Source organism: Achromobacter pulmonis, assembly GCF_902859765.1.
In the GTDB taxonomy this organism is placed as follows: Bacteria; Pseudomonadota; Gammaproteobacteria; order Burkholderiales; family Burkholderiaceae_B; genus Achromobacter; species Achromobacter pulmonis.
Map to the genome: position 1 here is coordinate 13872 of NZ_CADIJV010000038.1, position 16100 is coordinate 29971.

A 16100-nucleotide genomic window follows, 5' to 3' on the forward strand; every position below is an offset into this window, starting at 1 on the left:
TAATCCGCCGGTGCTCGACGCAATTGCATTGCGTATCGAAATTTTATGAGCCCGTACTCAGGTTTGAAACTCGCTTTCCCCGCCGCCCATGACATCCATTCCGCAGCCCCGTAAATCGCCGCGCCAGCAGCGTTCACAGCAAACCGTGGACGCCATTTTGCAGGCGACAGCTCGCGTTCTGGCCGAGCACGGCTACGCCGGCACCAACACCAACCGGATCGCCGAGACCGCCGGCGTCAGCATCGGCTCGCTGTACCAGTACTTCCCCAACAAGAACGCGCTGATCGCGGCGCTGCACGACCGCCACGACCAGCAGATGCTGGCGCTGATCGACCAGGTGCTGGACGGCAACCCCGCGGCCACGCTGCGCGAGCGGGTCGCGGCCATCGTCGCCGCCTCGCTGCGCGCGCACCTGCTGGAGCCGGCGTTGCACCGCGTGCTGGAGCGGGAATTCCCGTTGTTCGACCCGCCGCGCGACCACAGCCGCGCCGACCAGGACATCCACCGGCGCATGCGCCACCTGCTGGAACTGCATCGCGCCGAGATCGCGCAGCCCGACCGCGAGCTGGCCACCTACGTGGTGCTGCGCATCATGGAATCCATGGTGCACGCGGCCGCGCTGGAGCCGCCGGCCGGATTCAGCGCCGGGCAGCTGGAACAGGCGGTGGTGGACGCGGTGATGGGATATCTGGGCATGGCGCCGGCCCGCGCCACGGCCCGGCCCGCCCGCACCCGCAAGACGGCGCGCTAGCCGCGCGCCATGCGCGCCAGGCAGTCGGCGGCATCGCCCACCACGATGCGGGCGCTGCACGCCAGCATCAGGTTCAGGTTCAAGCCGAAGTCCTCGACGGTGAAGCCTTGCGCGTCCACCGCGCGCGCCGCATCGTCGGCGGCCACGCCCACGGCGACCTGCTCGCGCACGCTGCCGGCCTGCGACGTATAGCCCCACACCGGCTTGCCCAGGGCGATGGCGTAGCCGACCTCGAAGGCCGTGCCCGAGTCGGGTTCGGCGCCACGGAATGTGTTGAGGTTGGCCATCACCAGGTCGGCGCGCCGGATCATCGCCACGTTGGCCTGGTAGATCCATTGCGCCAGCGCCACGCCGGACAGGCCGGCCGGCGGCGCGTTGTCCAGCGGGTAGAGGCCTTCGAAGCCATGCGCGGCCGCCAGCGCCTTGAGTCGTTCGCCGTGCGCCACCGCGTCGGGCAGGAACACGTCGAAGCCGGCGAGGTAGACACGGCGCATGGGCTTACTCCGGGTCGGAGACGGCAAACGCTTCGCCGGTGGCGAAGAACGAACCGCCGGCGACGTAATGCACCGAGCGGCGCGCGTCGTCGTTGAAGTGCCAGCGGTTGCCGGAGAACACGTCGGGCGCGGCCCAGGCCGCCACCACTTCGCCGATGAACAGGTCGTAGGCCTGCTGGTTGTGCGGCTCGGGCACCACCTTGCATTCGAGCCAGCCGAGGCAGCCTTCGATCAGCGGCGCGCCGATCTTGCTGGCGGGGAAGGTGGTCAGGCCGCTGGCCTGGAACTTGTCTTCGTCGCGGCCCGAATGCGAGCCGACCTGCAGGGTGGCCTGGGCCTGCGCGCGCGACGGGATGCACAGCGCGAATTCGCCGGAGGCCTCGATCAGGGCGCGGGTGTAGGTGTTCTTGTCCACCACCACCAGCATCTTGGGTGGGTTGAAATCCAACGGCATGGCCCAGGCCGCGGCCATGACGTTGCGCTCGGCGCCGTGGGCGCTGGTGACCAGCACGGTGGGGCCATGGTTCAGCAGCAGGTAGGCGCGGGGCAGGTCGACGGGTTCGATGGCGGACATGGGCGGGCGGCTCAGAACATGCCGTTCTGGTTGGCGGGGTTGTCGGGGATTTCCTGGCTCACGTCCCAGTGCTCGACGATCTTGCCGTTCTCGACGCGGAAGATGTCGACCACGGCCTGGCCGCGGTCTTCCGGCGATTCCTTCCACAAGTTGTGGATCATCACCAGGTCGCCCTCGGCGATGACGCGCTTGATGTCGACGCTGGCCTGCGGGTGCTGTTCGAAGTACCGGGGAAAGAAGTCCAGCATCGGCTCGACGCCATCGCGCATGTAGGGATTGTGCTGGATGTAGGGCTTGCCGAGGTACAGGCGTGCCGCCTCGTCGATCTCGCGGTCCTGGAACATCATGCGGAAGAAGGCCATCACGATGTCCTTGTTGGACTGCGGCGCGGCCGCCTGGGCCGGCGCCACACAGCTGGCGGCCAGCAACAGGCAAAAGACCAATGATTTCAACTTCATGCTCATGCGAACGACTCAGGGTAGGGCCGCCGGCTGGCGGTTTGCCAGTTTACAAACAAAACCGGCCGATTCGCCCCTGCCGCGACCACGGCTTTCGCCTGAGAATGACACGGCCGCCCGCCGCGCGGGCGGGCCGTGCCGGCCCTGCGCCGCAAAGCGACGCGGACCGGCTCAGTAGCCGACGGTGAAGCGGCGGCGCGAGTGCTTGGGCGCTTCGATCTCGTCGGCCAGGGCGATGGCGTAGTCTTCCATCGAAATCCAGCTCTTGCCGTCGGCATCGGCCAGCAGGCTGTCGTCGCCCAGGCGGAAGGCGCCGGTGCGCTCGCCCGGCTCGAACAGCGCCGACGGCGACAGGAAGGTCCAGTTCAGCACGCTTTCCTGGCGCAGCGTGTCCAGGAACACCACGCCGGCACGGGCCTCGGGCTTGTAGGCGTCAGGAAATTCCGGGGTGTCGATCAGCATCTTGCCGGGCGCGACTTCCAGGCTGCCCGCGCCACCGACCACCAGCAGGCGCGGCACGCCGGCGTCCTTGACGGCGGCCAGCAACGGCTTGGCGTCGGTCGAGACAAAGCGCGAGGCGCTGATGACGGCATCATGGCCCTTGAGCAGCGGTGTGAGCGCCTGCGGGTCGGTGGCATCGCCCTGCTGGACGGTCAGGCCGGGCTGGGGATTGACGTCGCCCGGGTTGCGGGCGATGCCCGTGACCTGGTGGCCGCGCTTGAGCAGTTCGTCCGCCACGCGCGAGCCGACACGGCCCGTGATTCCGATCAATGCGATTTTCATGGTCTTGCTCCTGGAAGGTGGGCTCCGGACGGTGGCCGCGACGCGCGGCGCTGTGCGGTCCGGAGCACAGGCAAAGCCATACTATTCGGCCGGATCGGATCCAGGAACCCACGGACACGGAAGAGTTTTTTGCAATCCATGCACCAATGGGTTCCGGTCACGGCATCAGGCCGCGGCGCGTTGCGCCTGGTAGACCTGCAGGTGGGCGTAGGCGGTGCGCAGGGTGGTGGCGTCCACCCCCAGCATGCGCGCGCGCCGCACCATGTCGCCGACGATGTGGTCGGCCTCGACCGGCAAACCCTGGCGCAGATCGCGGAACATCGAGGCGGTCATGGGCTGGGACGGGTCGGTCAGGATCTTGAGCGCATTCGCGTCGGCCTCGGGCCGGACCGCGTGGCCGCTGGCGGCGGCCACCGCCTGCGATTCGCGCAGCAGGCCGCGCATGATGTCGGCGCCGTCGTCGGTGGACGCGATCTGGCCGACCGTGCCGCGCATCAGGCAGGTGGCGGCGGCCAGCGTCGTCAGGAACACGTATTTTTCCCAGATGTCCTGGTAGATGTCTTCGCTCAGGCGGCTGACGTACTCGCCGCCGGCCAGGGCCTCGGCCAGCGCTTCGCAACGGGCGCTGCGGGCCGGGCCGGCGCGTTCGCCGAAGACGATACTGGCGTGCTTGCCCAGGTGCACCACCTGGCCTTCGGAGCCGAGCGTGGCGTTGATCTGGCACAGGCCGCCCAGCACGCGGTGCGGTTCGAATTCGCGGTCCAGCACGTCGTACTGAAGCACGCCGTTCATGATGGGTAGCACCGCGGTGTCCGGGCCGACGGCGGGGCGGATGGCGTCGATGGCGCTTGGCAGGTCATAGGCCTTGCAACTGAGCACCACCACGTCGTAGAAGCCTTTGAGCGTGTCGGCGGTGACCAGTTGCGGTTGCAGCGTGGCGTCGCCGAACGGGCTTTCGATGCGCAGTCCCTGCTGGCGCAGGCGCGCGGCGCGGGCCTCGCGCACCAGGAAGGTTACGTCCGCGCCCGCCTGGGCGGCGCGGCCGCCGAAATAGCCGCCGGTTCCGCCGGCGCCCAAGAACAACAACTTCATGCCTGTCTCCCTGGCCCGTCAAAGGCGCGGGCCGATGGAGCGATTATGCCCCCGTGGCAAAACCAGGCGCGGGCCGGCGCCGCCAGGATGCCCACGGCCCGGACAGACGGCGGCGGCCGGCGGCGCACCGCAACCCTATGTCCCATACGCAAAAGTGTCCACGCACCGCAACGGTGCGCACCGTGCTGGTGCCACGCTTGCCCGCCAGGGTGCCTATAATCGCGCCCGGCCATCCGGATTCCCCCGACTTGTCGCGGGGACACCCCATGGCATACAACTTGCTTGGCCAGGACAGGCCGCGAACCCGCCATTCGGACGGGGCGCGCCGCCCCGGCGCCCCCCCATCCGATGACCGATCCCACGCCTTCGTTCCCGCCCGCCCACGCGTGCCGCACCGCGACGCCCGGACATCGCGGCCATCCCTCTCATTCCCTTTCCATCCCCGCGAAGGAGACTTGCGCATGAAATCCCTTTCCCTCCCGGCCGCCGGCGGCATTGCCCGCCGTGGCCTGCTGAAGCTGGCCGCCGCCGCCGCCGGCGCGCTGCTGCTGTCGGCCGGCGCCCAGGCCCAGGCGCCCGCCAAGACCAAGGTCGCCGCCATCTACACGGTGCCGGTCGAACAGCAATGGGTATCGCGCATCCACAAGGCGCTGACCGCCGCGCGCGACCGGGGTGAAATCGAATACACGTTCTCGGAAAACGTCACCAACGCCGACTACGAGCGCGTCATGCGCCAGTACGCCGAGCAGGGCAACAAGCTGGTGGTGGGCGAGGCCTTCGCGGTGGAAGCCGCCGCCCGCAAGGTGGCCAAGGACTACCCGCAGACCGCCTTCCTGATGGGTTCGTCCGGCAAGCCGCAGCAGCCCAACTTTTCGGTGTTCGACAACTACATCCAGGAACCGGCCTACCTGACCGGCATGATCGCCGGCGGCATGAGCAAGACCGGCAAGATCGGCCTGGTGGGCGGCTACCCCATCCCCGAAGTGAACCGCTTGATGCAGGCCTTCATCGCGGGCGCCAAGGAAATCAATCCCAAGGCCGAATTCACCGTGACCTTCATCGGCTCGTGGTTCGATCCCCCGAAGGCCAAGGAAGCCGCCTTCGCCATGATCGACAAGGGCGCTGACGTCCTGTACGCCGAACGCTTCGGCGTGTCGGACGCCGCCAAGGAACGCGGCAAACTGGCCATCGGCAACGTCATCGACACCCAGCCGCAGTACCCCGAAACCGTAGTGGCCTCGGCCCTGTGGAGCATGGAGCCAACCATCGACGAGGCGCTCAAGCAGGTCAAGGCCGGCACCTTCAAGGCCGCCGACTTCGGCCAGTACTCGCTGATGAAGTACAAGGGTTCGTCGCTGGCGCCGCTGGGCACCTTCGAAAACAAGATCCCCGCCGACCTGATCGCCAAGGTGCAGGCCAAGCAGAAGGCCATCCTGGACGGCAGCTTCAGCGTGCAGGTCAACGACAAAGAACCCAAGTCCTCGGCACGATGAACCAAGCGCCTCTCGCCCTGCGGCTGGCAGGGATCACCAAACGCTTCGGCAGCCTGACGGCCAATGACGATGTCTCGCTGACGCTGGCGCAAGGCGAAGTGCTGGCCCTGCTGGGCGAGAACGGCGCCGGCAAATCGACCCTGGTGTCGATCCTGTTCGGCCACTATATGGCCGACGCCGGCAGTATCGAAGTCTTCGGCCAGCCGCTGCCTCCTGGCCGGCCCGACGCCGCGCTGGCGGCGGGCGTGGGCATGGTGCACCAGCACTTCACGCTGGCCGACAACCTGACCGTGCTGGACAACATCATGGTCGGCACCGAATCGCTGTGGAAGCTGGCCTCGGGCCGCGGCCCGGCGCGCCGCCGGCTGGTCGAGCTGGGCCAGCGCTTCGGCCTGGGGGTGGACCCGGACGCGCGCGTCGGCAGCCTGTCGGTCGGCGAGAAGCAGCGCGTGGAAATCCTCAAGGCGCTGTACCGTGGCGCCAAGGTGCTGATCCTGGACGAACCCACCGCCGTCCTGACGCCACAGGAAGTGCAGGACCTGTTCGCCACGCTGCGCGGCTTCGTCGACGAGGGCCTGGCCGTCATCTTCATTTCGCACAAGCTGGACGAAGTCATGGCCGTGTCGCGCCGCGTCGCGGTGCTGCGCCAGGGCAAGCTGGTGGCCGAGCGCGACACCGCCGCCACCACGCCGGCCGAACTGGCCGAGCTGATGGTGGGCCGCAAGGTCGCCATGCCGCACGCCGAGGCCATGGCGGCGGCCGGCCAGGCCGCCCCCGTGGTCACGCTGTCCCAGGTCACCGTGCGCGACCCACGCGGCGGCGCGCCTCGCCTGGACAACCTGGACCTGGTGGTGCACAAGCACGAAATCGTCGCCATCGCCGGCGTCGCCGGCAACGGCCAGCAGGCGCTGGTGTCGGTGCTGACCGGCCTGCGGCAACCGTCCGACGGCGCCATCCGCCTGGGGCCGGAACACGCGGCCGCGCCCACCACGCCGGCCGGCTGGACCGCCGCGCACGTGGGCCGCATCCCCGAAGACCGCCACGGAGAAGGCATGATCGGCGACAGCCCCCTGTGGGAAAACGCCATCGTCGAAGACCTGAAGGACCCGCGCTTCTCGCGCTTCGGGCTGATCCGCGCCAAGGCCGGCCGCGCCTACGCGGCGGCGCTGGCCAAGCAGTTCGACGTGCGCGCCGCCTCGCTCGACGTGCGCACCCGCAGCCTGTCCGGCGGCAACATGCAGAAGCTGATCCTGGGCCGCACCCTGGCGCGCGAACCGCGCTTCATCGTCGCCGACCAGCCCACCTGGGGCCTGGATATCGGCGCGGTCGCCTACGTGCGCGAACAGTTGCTGGCCGCGCGCCGCCGCGGCGCCGGCATCCTGCTGGTGTCGGAAGACCTGGAGGAGATCTTCGCGCTGGCCGACCGCATCGCCGTGCTGTGCGGCGGCAAGCTGGTCGCCGACAAGCCGGTCGCGCAATGGACGCCCGCCAGCGTCGGCCTGGCCATGACGGGCACGCGCGCCTGACATCGTGCCCCCTCTACTGAGCATTTCTCGAATGAAACTGATCCTGGAACGCCGCCCCGAGCCCAGCCGCGCCGCGCTGGCGCTGGCCCCGATCGCGGCCATCCTCTTTACGCTGGCGGTGTGCACGCTGCTGGTGGCCTGGGCCGGCGCGCCGGTGGGCCGCACCTACGCGCTGCTGTTCGAAGGCGCGTTCGGCTCCAAATTCGCGCTGTCCGAAACCCTGACCCGCGCCACGCCGCTGATGCTGACCGGGCTGGCCTGTGCCGTGGCCTTTCGCGCGCGCTTCTACAACATCGGCGCCGAGGGCCAACTGTACTTGGGCGCACTGGCGGCGGTGGCGGTGGGCGGCCTGCATGACGGCACCGGCTTCGACCTGCCCGTGCCGGTGCTGTTCGGCGGCATGATGCTGGCGGCGGCGCTGGCCGGCGCCTTGCTGCTGCTGATCCCGGCCCTGCTCAAGACGCGCCTGGGCGTGGACGAAGTGGTGACCACGCTGCTGGGCAACTTCATCGTGCTGCTATTCGTGTCGATGATGCTGGACGGCCCCATGAAAGACCCGATGGCCATGGGCTGGCCGCAATCGGTGGCGCTCAATCCCGACCTGGAACTGGGCAAGCTGATCGAACGCACCCGCGCCCACACCGGCCTGCTGTGGGCCGCCGGCCTGGCGCTGGGCCTGTGGCTGCTGAACCGCTATACGGTGTTCGGTTTCCAGATGCGCGCGGTCGGCGCCAACGCCCACGCCTCGCGCTTTCTGGGCCTGCCGGTGAACCGCGTGATGCTGGGCACCGCCATGCTGTCGGGCGCGCTGGCCGGGCTGGCCGGCGCCATCGAGGTGGCCGGGCGCACCAGCTACGTCACGCTCGACATGTCGCCGGGCTACGGCTACACCGGCGTGGTGGTGGCCATGCTGGCGGGCCTGCATCCGCTCGGCGTGATCCTGGCCAGCGTCTTCGTGGCCGGCATGCTGGTGGGCGCGGACAGCATGAGCCGCGCCATCGCGGTGCCGAACTACATCGCCGACGTCATCGTCGCCACATCGTTGCTCGCCATGCTGGTCGCGACGCTGTTCGCGCAGTACCGCCTGCGCCGCAACCGGGCTTGAGGAGCACGCCATGGAATGGATGGACCTGTTGAGTTCCGCGGCCTTCTGGGTCGCGGTGTTGCGGCTGGCGACGCCGCTGATCCTGGGCACGCTGGGCGTGCTGCTGTGCGAGCGCGCCGGCGTGCTGAACCTGGGCATCGAAGGCATCATGGCCGCCGGCGCCTTCACCGGCTGGCTGGTGGTATACCTGGGCGCGCCGCTGTACGTGGGCGTGCTGGCGGCCGCGCTGGCGGGCGCGGTGTTCGGCTTGCTGCACGCGGTGCTGACGGTGCCACTGGGCCTGTCGCAGCACGTCTCGGGCCTGGGCGTGACGCTGCTGGCCACCAGCCTGAGCTACTTCGCCTACCGCGTCACCTTCCCCAGCGTGAACACGCCGCCCACCATCACGCCGTTCGCCGAAATGAAATTCCTGGACGGCATTCCGCTGATCGGCCCGGTGCTGGCCGGGCAGACGCCGATGACGCTGCTGGCGCTGGCCGCGGTGCCGATCCTGGCCTGGGTGCTGAACCGCACGCCGGTCGGCCTGGCGATCCGCATGGTGGGCGAGAACCCCGCGGCGGCCGAGGGCCAGGGCCTGTCGGTAACCAAACTGCGCATGGGCGCCATCGTCGCCGGCTCGGCACTGATGGGCGTGGCCGGCAGCTTCCTGACACTGGCGGCCTTCAATGCCTTCTTCTTCAACATGGTCAACGGCCGCGGCTGGGTCTGCGTGGCGCTGGTGGTGTTCGCCTCGTGGCGGCCCGGCAAGGCGCTGCTGGGCGCGTTGATCTTCGCCTTCTTCGACGCGCTGCAGCTGCGGCTGCAGCAGGGCGGGGCGGCGTTGCCGGGCCTGCCCGAGCTGCCCTATCAGGTCTACCTGATGCTGCCCTATATTCTGTCCATCCTGGCCCTGGTGGTGATGGCGCGCCGCGCCGCCTACCCGCAGGCCCTGATGAAGCCCTACCGCAAGGGCGAACGGTAATCCACAAGGTTTGACTATGCTCGATCTGATCCTCAAGCACTGCACGCTGCCCGACGGCCGCCAGCACATCGACATCGGCGTGAGCCAGGGCCGCATCGTTGCGCTCGAACCGGCGCTAAAGGCCGAGGCCGCGCAGACCATCGACGCCGCCGGCCAGTTGGTGACTTCGCCGTTCGTCGACGCCCACTTCCACATGGACTCGACGCTGTCATTCGGCCTGCCGCGCGTGAACCAGTCGGGCACGCTGCTCGAAGGCATCGCGCTGTGGGGCGAACTGAAGCCGCTGCTGACGCAGGAAGCGCTGGTCGAACGCGCGCTGGCCTATTGCGACTGGGCGGTGGCGCGCGGCCTGCTGGCGATCCGCTCGCACGTCGACGTATGCGACCCGCGCCTGCTGGCCGTGGAAGCGCTGCTGCACGTGCGCGAGCAGGTCAAGCCATACCTGGACCTGCAACTGGTCGCCTTCCCGCAGGACGGCGTGCTGCGCGCGCCGGGCGCGCTGGACAACCTGAAGCGCGCGCTGGACATGGGCGTGGACGTGGTCGGCGGCATCCCGCACTTCGAGCGCACCATGCAGGACGGCGCCGAATCCGTGCGCATCCTGTGCGAACTGGCCGCCGAGCGCGGCCTGCGCGTCGACATGCACTGCGACGAAAGCGACGACCCGCTGTCGCGCCATATCGAGACGCTGGCCTATCACACGCAGCGCCTGGGCCTGCAAGGCCGTGTCACGGGTTCGCACCTGACCTCGATGCATTCGATGGACAACTACTACGTGTCCAAGCTGATCCCGCTGATGCGCGAGGCCGGCGTGTCCGCCATCGCCAACCCGCTCATCAACATCACGCTGCAGGGCCGCCACGACACCTATCCGAAGCGCCGCGGCATGACGCGCGTGCCCGAGCTGCTGGCCGCCGGCGTGCCGGTGGCGTTCGGCCACGACTGCGTGATGGACCCCTGGTACAGCCTGGGTTCAGGCGACATGCTGGAAGTGGCGCACATGGGCCTGCACGTGGCGCAGATGACCGGCCAGGATGCGATGCGCGCCTGTTTCCAGGCCGTCACGGCCACGCCGGCGAAGATTCTTGGCCTGGACGAGACCGGGCTGGAAGTGGGCAAGCGCGCCGACATGGTGCTGCTGCAGGCCCGCGACCCGGTCGAAGCGCTGCGCCTGCGCGCCACGCGCCTGATGGTGCTGCGCGCCGGGCAGGTCGTGGCGACGACGCCGCCGGCGACGGCGACGTTGAATCTGCCGGGGCGGCCGGGGCGGGTGAGTTTTCAGACGGGCGAGTGAGTGAGGAGCTGGAGTTGCTTGGCTAGGGGCCCGGCGGCACAGCCGGTGTCTCCAGCGGCCCATTGGCCTCTTCCGGTCCGCTGTCCTTCTCGAATAGCCTGTTCCAAGCTCGAGTCAGATGCCGCGCAATGTTTTCATCCGCGCTCGACACGCCATTGCAGTCGCGCCGATCCAGGCTTCAGCCGCCTGCGGCATGAATCTAGAGTTTGTGCCACCGATCCAAGGTAGTACCCAGCTAGCGATAATTTTCGGAATGTTCCTATTGTCGTGGAGCACTCACGAAGCTAAAAAAGTTGATTGACTTCGGCGAAGCTGTGATCACTTGGAATAGGTCATGATGAAAAGCAAAATACGAGTCGGTGCGGCAACGCTCTTGTCGTTGATACTTGCCGGTTGCGCCACGGAACGTTCCCAGTCGGTTGCGGTGCCGGCAGTCGCGGCCGCCAGCAAGCCCTACCAGGGCGTGCGCAGCCCGATTTCGGTAGGCAAGTTCGATAACCGCACCAACTATCTGCGCGGCGTGTTCTCCGACGGCGTGGATCGCCTCGGCGGCCAGGCCAAGACCATCCTGGTCAGCCACCTGCAGCGCAGCGGCCGGTTCCAGGTGATGGACCGCGACAACCTGTCGGAAATCGCCCAGGAAGCGGCGTTCAACAAGAAGGCCAGCCAGATCAAGGGAGCACGGTACGTCATCACGGGCGACGTGACGGCGTTCGGCCGCAAGGTGACGGGCGACCAGCAACTGTTCGGCATCCTCGGCCGCGGCAAGGAGCAGGTGGCCTACGCCAAGGTCGACCTCAATGTGGTCGACGTGACGACCTCCGAAGTGGTCTATTCGGCGTCGGGCGCGGGCGAATACAGCCTGTCCAACCGCGAGGTGATCGGCTTTGGCGGCACCGCCGGCTACGACTCCACGCTGAACGGCAAGGTGCTGGACCTGGCGATCCGCGAGGCCGTCGATCGGCTGGTCGAAGGCATCGAACAAGGTGCTTGGCAGCCCACCCAACCCTGATAGGTCTCCCCATGTCAAACAATCTGGCGAAGGCTCGCCCGCAGGCGCGCGTGCGCGCGGGCCGCATCTTGGCGGTGGCCGCTCTGGCGACACTGCTGGGCGCGTGCGCGCAGCAACCCAAGAGCATGTACAGCTGGCAGTCGTATCAACCCTCGGTCTACGCCTATCTCAAGGAGGATGGCGCCGACTACGCAGCGCAAAGCCTGGCGATGGAAAAGAACATCGAGACGGTGCGGGCGACCAACGCGCAATTGCCGCCGGGCTTTCGCGCGCATCTGGGCATGCTGTACCTGAAGATGGGCGAAGGCGCCAAGGGCCTGGAACAATTGGAAGGCGAAAAGGCGGCTTTCCCGGAATCCAAGCCGTTCATGGATTTCCTGCTGCGCAATGCCAGTAAAACGGCGGACGGCGTCGCGCCGGCCGCGCCGCCCGCGCACGAACCGTCCACAGCGCCCGCGCCCACGTCCACCGATGCACAAGCCGCCAAGCAGGGAGCCTGACATGAACAAGATCATGCGTATCGTCGTATTGGCGCTGGTGGCGGTGCTGGCGGGTTGCGCCGGGCCGCAGCGCAATGTGGACTATGCCGCCTTCCGCGAAAGCCAGCCGGCATCAATCCTGGTGCTGCCGCCGCTGAACACTTCGGTGGATGTCGCGGCGAGCGCGGCGGTGCTGGCGCAGGCCACTATGCCGTTGGCGGAATCGGGCTACTACGTTGTCCCCGTGGCCGTCATGGAAGAGACCTTCAAGCAGAACGGCCTGACCAATGCGGATGAAATCCACGAATTGCCGGCTGCGCGCCTGCGCGAGATCTTCGGCGCGGATGCCGCGCTGTACATGACCGTCAAAAAATACGGATCGAGCTATGCTGTGCTGTCCAGCTCGATCACGGTCTCGATCGAGGCCGCGCTGGTGGACCTGCGCACGGGCGCCAAGCTGTGGGATGGCAGCAAAGAGGTGGTGCAGGCCAGCAACAGCAGCGGCGGCCTGATCGGCATGCTGGTGCAGGCGGTGGTGGACCAGGTCGTCAATACGCTCTCGGACCGCAGCTATGGTGTGGCGGGCATGGCGAACAACATGCTGCTCAGCGCCGGTACCCCCGGCGGCATTCTGTACGGTCCCCGTTCGCCCCACTACCCTAAGCAGTAGCCGCCACAATTGGCGCGCCCGGTAATCCCCCCCTTTTAGGCGATTACCAGAATTAGGAACGTTACGCGGCCATTGACCTGCTCGGATTTTTCACACCACCGGGATTTGGAATTTAGCTTCGGTTAGTAATCCTGATGCAGCGACCTGGGCGGCCCGCTGTGGTGTCAAATAGCCCAGACTGGAATACGGCCTGACGGTGTTGTAATGCTGGCGCCAGTCTTCGATCACGATGCGTGCCTCGGTCCGGTGTCGGAACCATTCCATGTTCAGGCATTCGTCGCGCAGCTTACCGTTAAAATTCCACGTTCCACAATCGCCCCGCTCGGGACATACTCATCGTGTACCCTTCCCGGGCCAGAAATATGCTGATCCGACGATAACCATACCGGGGATACTGGGCCGAAAGTGCCTTCATCCTCGCCACCAGTGGCGCGTCCCTGCTCGCCTTGCTCGGCGCGTGACGCAACCCCGAGCGGGACGCTTCATACAGCGTACAGGCCCGCCGCGGAGAAACTCCCAGCGAGCAGACCAGGCGGGCCTGCTCTTGCCGAGCCTGTACGCTCATCACTTTCGGCGATTGACCTCCTTCATCGCCTCGATCTCCAAATCCCGCTCGACCAGCAACTTGCACAGCCGCGCGTTCTCGGACTCGACTTCCTTGAGCCGGCGCACCTCATCCACGCCAAAGTCGCCGAACCGCTTGCGCCAGCCATAGATGCTCTGCTCGCTCACGCCTTGCCGCTTGGCCACTTCGGCCACAGGATCTCGATCCGCCTCGCGTAGTATCCGAACGATCTGCTCTTCGCTGTACCTTGCCTTCTTCATCTCGCTTCCTTCTCGCGTTGGAAGCTACTTTCTCAATTACTCACTGGTACGGATTTCTCAGAGCAGATCAAATATCTAAGAAAATAACGACCTTACATTTAATAATTTCTACCATCAGGTTTACACTGACGCACGATGTGTGTGCGACCCGAGGCTATCGACTACTCCTTATTCCCAAAGGGGGGGGGATTGGGAGATGCACATGCGAGGTATAAATCCGACAGGCGTTTCGATAACGACTAATCTAGTGGGGCTTCAGTGAATTCAAGTGAAATATCCGATAGGGAAGGGGCGCTTCTAAATGTCATCGAAAAAATTGGGCCTTTGGTATGGCGAAAATATCAGCAAAGATATCCTCGTGTGTGGGTGAGGGACCATGCTGAGATAGAAGATAGGTCCAGTTTTCCTCCTTATTTGTCCTTTAGGTTTCAAAGCGAACGGCCAGAAGTCATAGAGATTTTGAAGAAACTGATTTCCACTTATGAAGGAGACGTACGATGGGGGTTGGAGCCGCATTTTCGAGAGAGTTTATCTGGAACTAATTGGCTGATCGCGCCGGAGAACGTTATTAGGATGAGAACAGCCCTGGAAAATGATTCCATTACGGTTTATGAGTTTTTCTCGAAAGAGTATCCGCTCTTTGGGCCCGTGGCGTACCGAGATCTTGATAAATTGACAATTCATTTTGAAAATTTTCTAAATGACATGCAATAAAAGGGGCGGTTGCAGGTAATCCCCCATTTTTAGCTATTGCCAGAAGTAGGAACGCTACGCGGCCATGGCTAACCGCTGTTTTAGGGTAAATCCGCTCAGAGCCATATTTGGGCGCTCGTGATAGTAGGACCACATCCACTGCGTGGCGACGCGCTGTACGTGGTGCAGATCGTCCCAGTGATATTGGGACAGCCATTCGTAGCGCACGGTCCTGTTGAACCGTTCGACGTAGGCATTCTGTTGTGACTTGCCCGGCTGGATGTATTCGAGCTTTATGCTCCATGCCCCGGCCCACTCGACAATTGCCGCGCTCAGATATTCCGGTCCGTTATCGCACCGAATGGCTAAGCAGCTGGAATACCATCCTTTTGGACGGTATTACAAGGAACGCCCCGCCTTGCTCAATGGAACCGCATTACCGGCTTCCTTGCTGCCGCCACCCTCCACCTCGTTACTCTAGGTGGCGCGGCGCCCAGGCCCGACGCACCTTCGCTACCCGCCAGCCCTGCTAATACGCCTGCCCCTTAGTCACGTAATTGCTTGGCAGCTGACCATGTAGCCTTTAGGCCGTCAGCAGCTTCATTGGCTGCCTGCGTTGTTTGGAGGTCAAGTTTCAAGCCCGCGCCCGTGGCAGCATGACCGTGCCTTTTGCCGTGATGGTACTTCCCCGGTTTGCGCTAGCGGCTCTTTCCGCCACGCCAGATCTAAATACGCCTCGGATTGCTGATCCGACGCCCATTCGCGCCCGGCCACGGCCATAATCTAAATATCACCAGGCAATTCTTGGAGCACTGACGCGATCGTCCCCAACGGAAAGCTCTTGCCTTTAACATCTTCCGCCCCCGTGCCCCCCCCAAACGAGAACATCGCTTTTCTGTGTTTTTGCATAAAAAAGGAAGAGCCCGCCGGAGTGGAGATTTAAACTAATTTTTTTGCACCTTAACTCCTGATGGCAAGCTTGGGTTACTGCTCTTTATTTCAGAAAAATCGACACCAACCAAATCAATAGGTTGCAGCAGGACGCTTGCTGAAATGCAGGTGCATTCAGCACCTTCCTTGGACTTAAGATGCGAAAAGCCCCCCATCAGCCCTTACCCATATCAAACCTGGCAATTCATAAAAATAATATGTCAACTCAACGTCATTTTTTTGTTTAGCCTCTTTGGGCCATCTGCCGCGTACATAGCTCATGATTTCGTGAACAGGAGCATTCCATCGAGCTTCCGGATCCTCCACGGTATATCTCGAACTAGGATTAGAGGTTGAGAAATAGCAATCGACATCTGGGGCGATGAACATCACCGCGCCCTCGCGAAGCAATTTTTCTAGAAGCACAAAGAAAATTTCTTTTTGCTCTAGAAAAGACCGACTAGGATTCCACCCGCAGACGGCACTAAACAATCCCGAAATCCACAGTCCAAATGCATCCCGAACGATTTCGTTCTCATGCTCCATTATTTTTACCTCAGAAACTTGATTTCCGGATTATATGTCTTGCCGACGGCCTCACCCGGAATATCAATAGTCCAGGCACGCCCCGTTTACTCGGATGAAGTACCGAAATCTCGAAGAGTGAAGTTGCCCTGCGGGGTCTTTACCACATAAATTCTCCCTCTACCCGGAATAATCCGTGCAACGGGTATCTCCGAGACACCGGAAAGGTCTATAAAATACTGTTTTACTTGCGCGTCCGTTGCGCCTGAGAATATCGCGGCGTTCCCCGTGTTTGGCAATTCCGTGAACACGGATTTACCACTCCGAACTGTTCCTCGCGTGTTCGACGAAAACAGATCCTTCGCACCTTGCAATGCAGACGAACTATTTTGAGCCTCATTCAAAATAATCTGCGGCCCCTGGGGCTCCGGCATC

16 protein-coding genes and 2 pseudogenes are annotated in these 16100 nt (G+C 64.7%); 9 read left to right on the forward strand and 9 right to left on the reverse strand.

Annotated features, from left to right (window positions below; genetic code table 11):
- Positions 1-88 precede the first annotated feature (88 nt).
- Positions 89-751, forward strand: coding sequence for a TetR/AcrR family transcriptional regulator (locus HV701_RS23345; protein WP_175135386.1), 663 nt, complete (start codon positions 89-91; stop codon positions 749-751).
- Here HV701_RS23345 and HV701_RS23350 read toward each other — a convergent pair.
- The 5 genes from HV701_RS23350 to panE all read right to left on the reverse strand — a co-directional run bounded on the left by HV701_RS23350 (position 748) and on the right by panE (position 4152).
- A complete protein-coding gene (locus HV701_RS23350) occupies positions 748-1245 on the reverse strand; it encodes a nucleoside 2-deoxyribosyltransferase (RefSeq protein WP_175135387.1) in 498 nt (165 codons plus the stop codon). The genes HV701_RS23345 and HV701_RS23350 overlap by 4 nt on opposite strands.
- A 4-nt stretch (positions 1246-1249) precedes the next feature.
- Positions 1250-1819, reverse strand: coding sequence for a flavin reductase family protein (locus tag HV701_RS23355; RefSeq protein ID WP_175135388.1), 570 nt, complete (start codon positions 1817-1819; stop codon positions 1250-1252).
- A gap of 11 nt (positions 1820-1830) precedes the next feature.
- On the reverse strand, positions 1831-2283 hold the full coding sequence (locus HV701_RS23360; RefSeq protein WP_175135389.1) for a nuclear transport factor 2 family protein: 453 nt from the start codon (positions 2281-2283) through the stop codon (positions 1831-1833).
- Positions 2284-2448: 165 nt separating this feature from the next.
- The gene (locus HV701_RS23365) at positions 2449-3060 is read right to left on the reverse strand and encodes an NAD(P)-dependent oxidoreductase (RefSeq protein ID WP_175135390.1); all 612 of its coding nucleotides are present in this window, start codon (positions 3058-3060) and stop codon (positions 2449-2451) included.
- A 165-nt stretch (positions 3061-3225) separates the two neighbouring features.
- Positions 3226-4152: a 2-dehydropantoate 2-reductase gene (gene panE / locus HV701_RS23370; protein WP_175135391.1), complete on the reverse strand. Its 927-nt coding sequence runs from the start codon at positions 4150-4152 to the stop codon at positions 3226-3228.
- Positions 4153-4613: 461 nt separating this feature from the next.
- Between panE and HV701_RS23375 the strand changes: the two genes are divergently transcribed.
- From HV701_RS23375 to HV701_RS23410, 8 genes are all read left to right on the forward strand, one after another.
- Positions 4614-5645 carry a BMP family protein gene (locus tag HV701_RS23375; RefSeq protein ID WP_175135392.1) on the forward strand — a complete coding sequence of 344 codons (1032 nt, stop codon included), beginning with the start codon at positions 4614-4616 and terminating at the stop codon, positions 5643-5645.
- Positions 5642-7171 (forward strand): ABC transporter ATP-binding protein, encoded by a 1530-nt coding sequence (locus tag HV701_RS23380; protein ID WP_175135393.1) that lies wholly within the window; start codon positions 5642-5644, stop codon positions 7169-7171. Before HV701_RS23375 ends, HV701_RS23380 begins: the two co-directional genes overlap by 4 nt.
- A 31-nt stretch (positions 7172-7202) precedes the next feature.
- A complete protein-coding gene (locus HV701_RS23385; protein ID WP_175135394.1) occupies positions 7203-8276 on the forward strand; it encodes an ABC transporter permease in 1074 nt (357 codons plus the stop codon).
- Positions 8277-8286: 10 nt separating this feature from the next.
- Entirely contained in the window at positions 8287-9237 is a 951-nt protein-coding gene (locus HV701_RS23390; RefSeq protein WP_054418758.1) for an ABC transporter permease, read from the forward strand.
- Between the two features lie 16 nt (positions 9238-9253).
- On the forward strand, positions 9254-10531 hold the full coding sequence (locus tag HV701_RS23395) for an amidohydrolase family protein (RefSeq protein ID WP_175135395.1): 1278 nt from the start codon (positions 9254-9256) through the stop codon (positions 10529-10531).
- A gap of 337 nt (positions 10532-10868) precedes the next feature.
- Entirely contained in the window at positions 10869-11543 is a 675-nt protein-coding gene (locus tag HV701_RS23400; RefSeq protein ID WP_175135401.1) for a CsgG/HfaB family protein, read from the forward strand.
- 11 nt (positions 11544-11554) lie between these two features.
- Positions 11555-12043 (forward strand): DUF4810 domain-containing protein, encoded by a 489-nt coding sequence (locus HV701_RS23405; RefSeq protein ID WP_175135396.1) that lies wholly within the window; start codon positions 11555-11557, stop codon positions 12041-12043.
- A gap of 1 nt (position 12044) precedes the next feature.
- Positions 12045-12692, forward strand: a complete 648-nt coding sequence (locus tag HV701_RS23410) for a DUF799 domain-containing protein (RefSeq protein ID WP_175135397.1) — start codon at positions 12045-12047, stop codon at positions 12690-12692.
- Between the two features lie 159 nt (positions 12693-12851).
- Here the strand turns inward: HV701_RS23410 and HV701_RS27050 are convergent.
- From HV701_RS27050 to HV701_RS23425, 4 genes and pseudogenes are all read right to left on the reverse strand, one after another.
- Positions 12852-12992, reverse strand: a pseudogene (locus tag HV701_RS27050) (integrase core domain-containing protein); the annotation flags it as partial.
- Between the two features lie 264 nt (positions 12993-13256).
- On the reverse strand, positions 13257-13517 hold the full coding sequence (locus HV701_RS27055; RefSeq protein ID WP_420809615.1) for a transposase: 261 nt from the start codon (positions 13515-13517) through the stop codon (positions 13257-13259).
- A 768-nt stretch (positions 13518-14285) separates the two neighbouring features.
- A pseudogene (locus HV701_RS23420) lies at positions 14286-14576 on the reverse strand (integrase core domain-containing protein); the annotation flags it as partial.
- Between the two features lie 717 nt (positions 14577-15293).
- Positions 15294-15686 (reverse strand): hypothetical protein, encoded by a 393-nt coding sequence (locus HV701_RS23425; protein ID WP_175135398.1) that lies wholly within the window; start codon positions 15684-15686, stop codon positions 15294-15296.
- Between the last annotated feature and the right edge of the window lie 414 nt (positions 15687-16100).

Coding starts and splice junctions, on each gene's coding strand:
- HV701_RS23385 (WP_175135394.1), top strand. CDS start 7,203: ATGAAACTGATCCTGGAACGCCGCCCCGAGCCCAGCCGCGCCGCGCTG.
- HV701_RS23380 (WP_175135393.1), top strand. CDS start 5,642: ATGAACCAAGCGCCTCTCGCCCTGCGGCTGGCAGGGATCACCAAACGC.
- HV701_RS23355 (WP_175135388.1), bottom strand. CDS start 1,819: ATGTCCGCCATCGAACCCGTCGACCTGCCCCGCGCCTACCTGCTGCTG.
- HV701_RS23425 (WP_175135398.1), bottom strand. CDS start 15,686: ATGGAGCATGAGAACGAAATCGTTCGGGATGCATTTGGACTGTGGATT.
- HV701_RS23360 (WP_175135389.1), bottom strand. CDS start 2,283: ATGAGCATGAAGTTGAAATCATTGGTCTTTTGCCTGTTGCTGGCCGCC.
- HV701_RS23390 (WP_054418758.1), top strand. CDS start 8,287: ATGGAATGGATGGACCTGTTGAGTTCCGCGGCCTTCTGGGTCGCGGTG.
- HV701_RS23365 (WP_175135390.1), bottom strand. CDS start 3,060: ATGAAAATCGCATTGATCGGAATCACGGGCCGTGTCGGCTCGCGCGTG.
- HV701_RS23405 (WP_175135396.1), top strand. CDS start 11,555: ATGTCAAACAATCTGGCGAAGGCTCGCCCGCAGGCGCGCGTGCGCGCG.
- panE (WP_175135391.1), bottom strand. CDS start 4,152: ATGAAGTTGTTGTTCTTGGGCGCCGGCGGAACCGGCGGCTATTTCGGC.
- HV701_RS23375 (WP_175135392.1), top strand. CDS start 4,614: ATGAAATCCCTTTCCCTCCCGGCCGCCGGCGGCATTGCCCGCCGTGGC.
- HV701_RS23400 (WP_175135401.1), top strand. CDS start 10,869: ATGAAAAGCAAAATACGAGTCGGTGCGGCAACGCTCTTGTCGTTGATA.
- HV701_RS23350 (WP_175135387.1), bottom strand. CDS start 1,245: ATGCGCCGTGTCTACCTCGCCGGCTTCGACGTGTTCCTGCCCGACGCG.
- HV701_RS23410 (WP_175135397.1), top strand. CDS start 12,045: ATGAACAAGATCATGCGTATCGTCGTATTGGCGCTGGTGGCGGTGCTG.
- HV701_RS27055 (WP_420809615.1), bottom strand. CDS start 13,517: ATGAAGAAGGCAAGGTACAGCGAAGAGCAGATCGTTCGGATACTACGC.
- HV701_RS23395 (WP_175135395.1), top strand. CDS start 9,254: ATGCTCGATCTGATCCTCAAGCACTGCACGCTGCCCGACGGCCGCCAG.
- HV701_RS23345 (WP_175135386.1), top strand. CDS start 89: ATGACATCCATTCCGCAGCCCCGTAAATCGCCGCGCCAGCAGCGTTCA.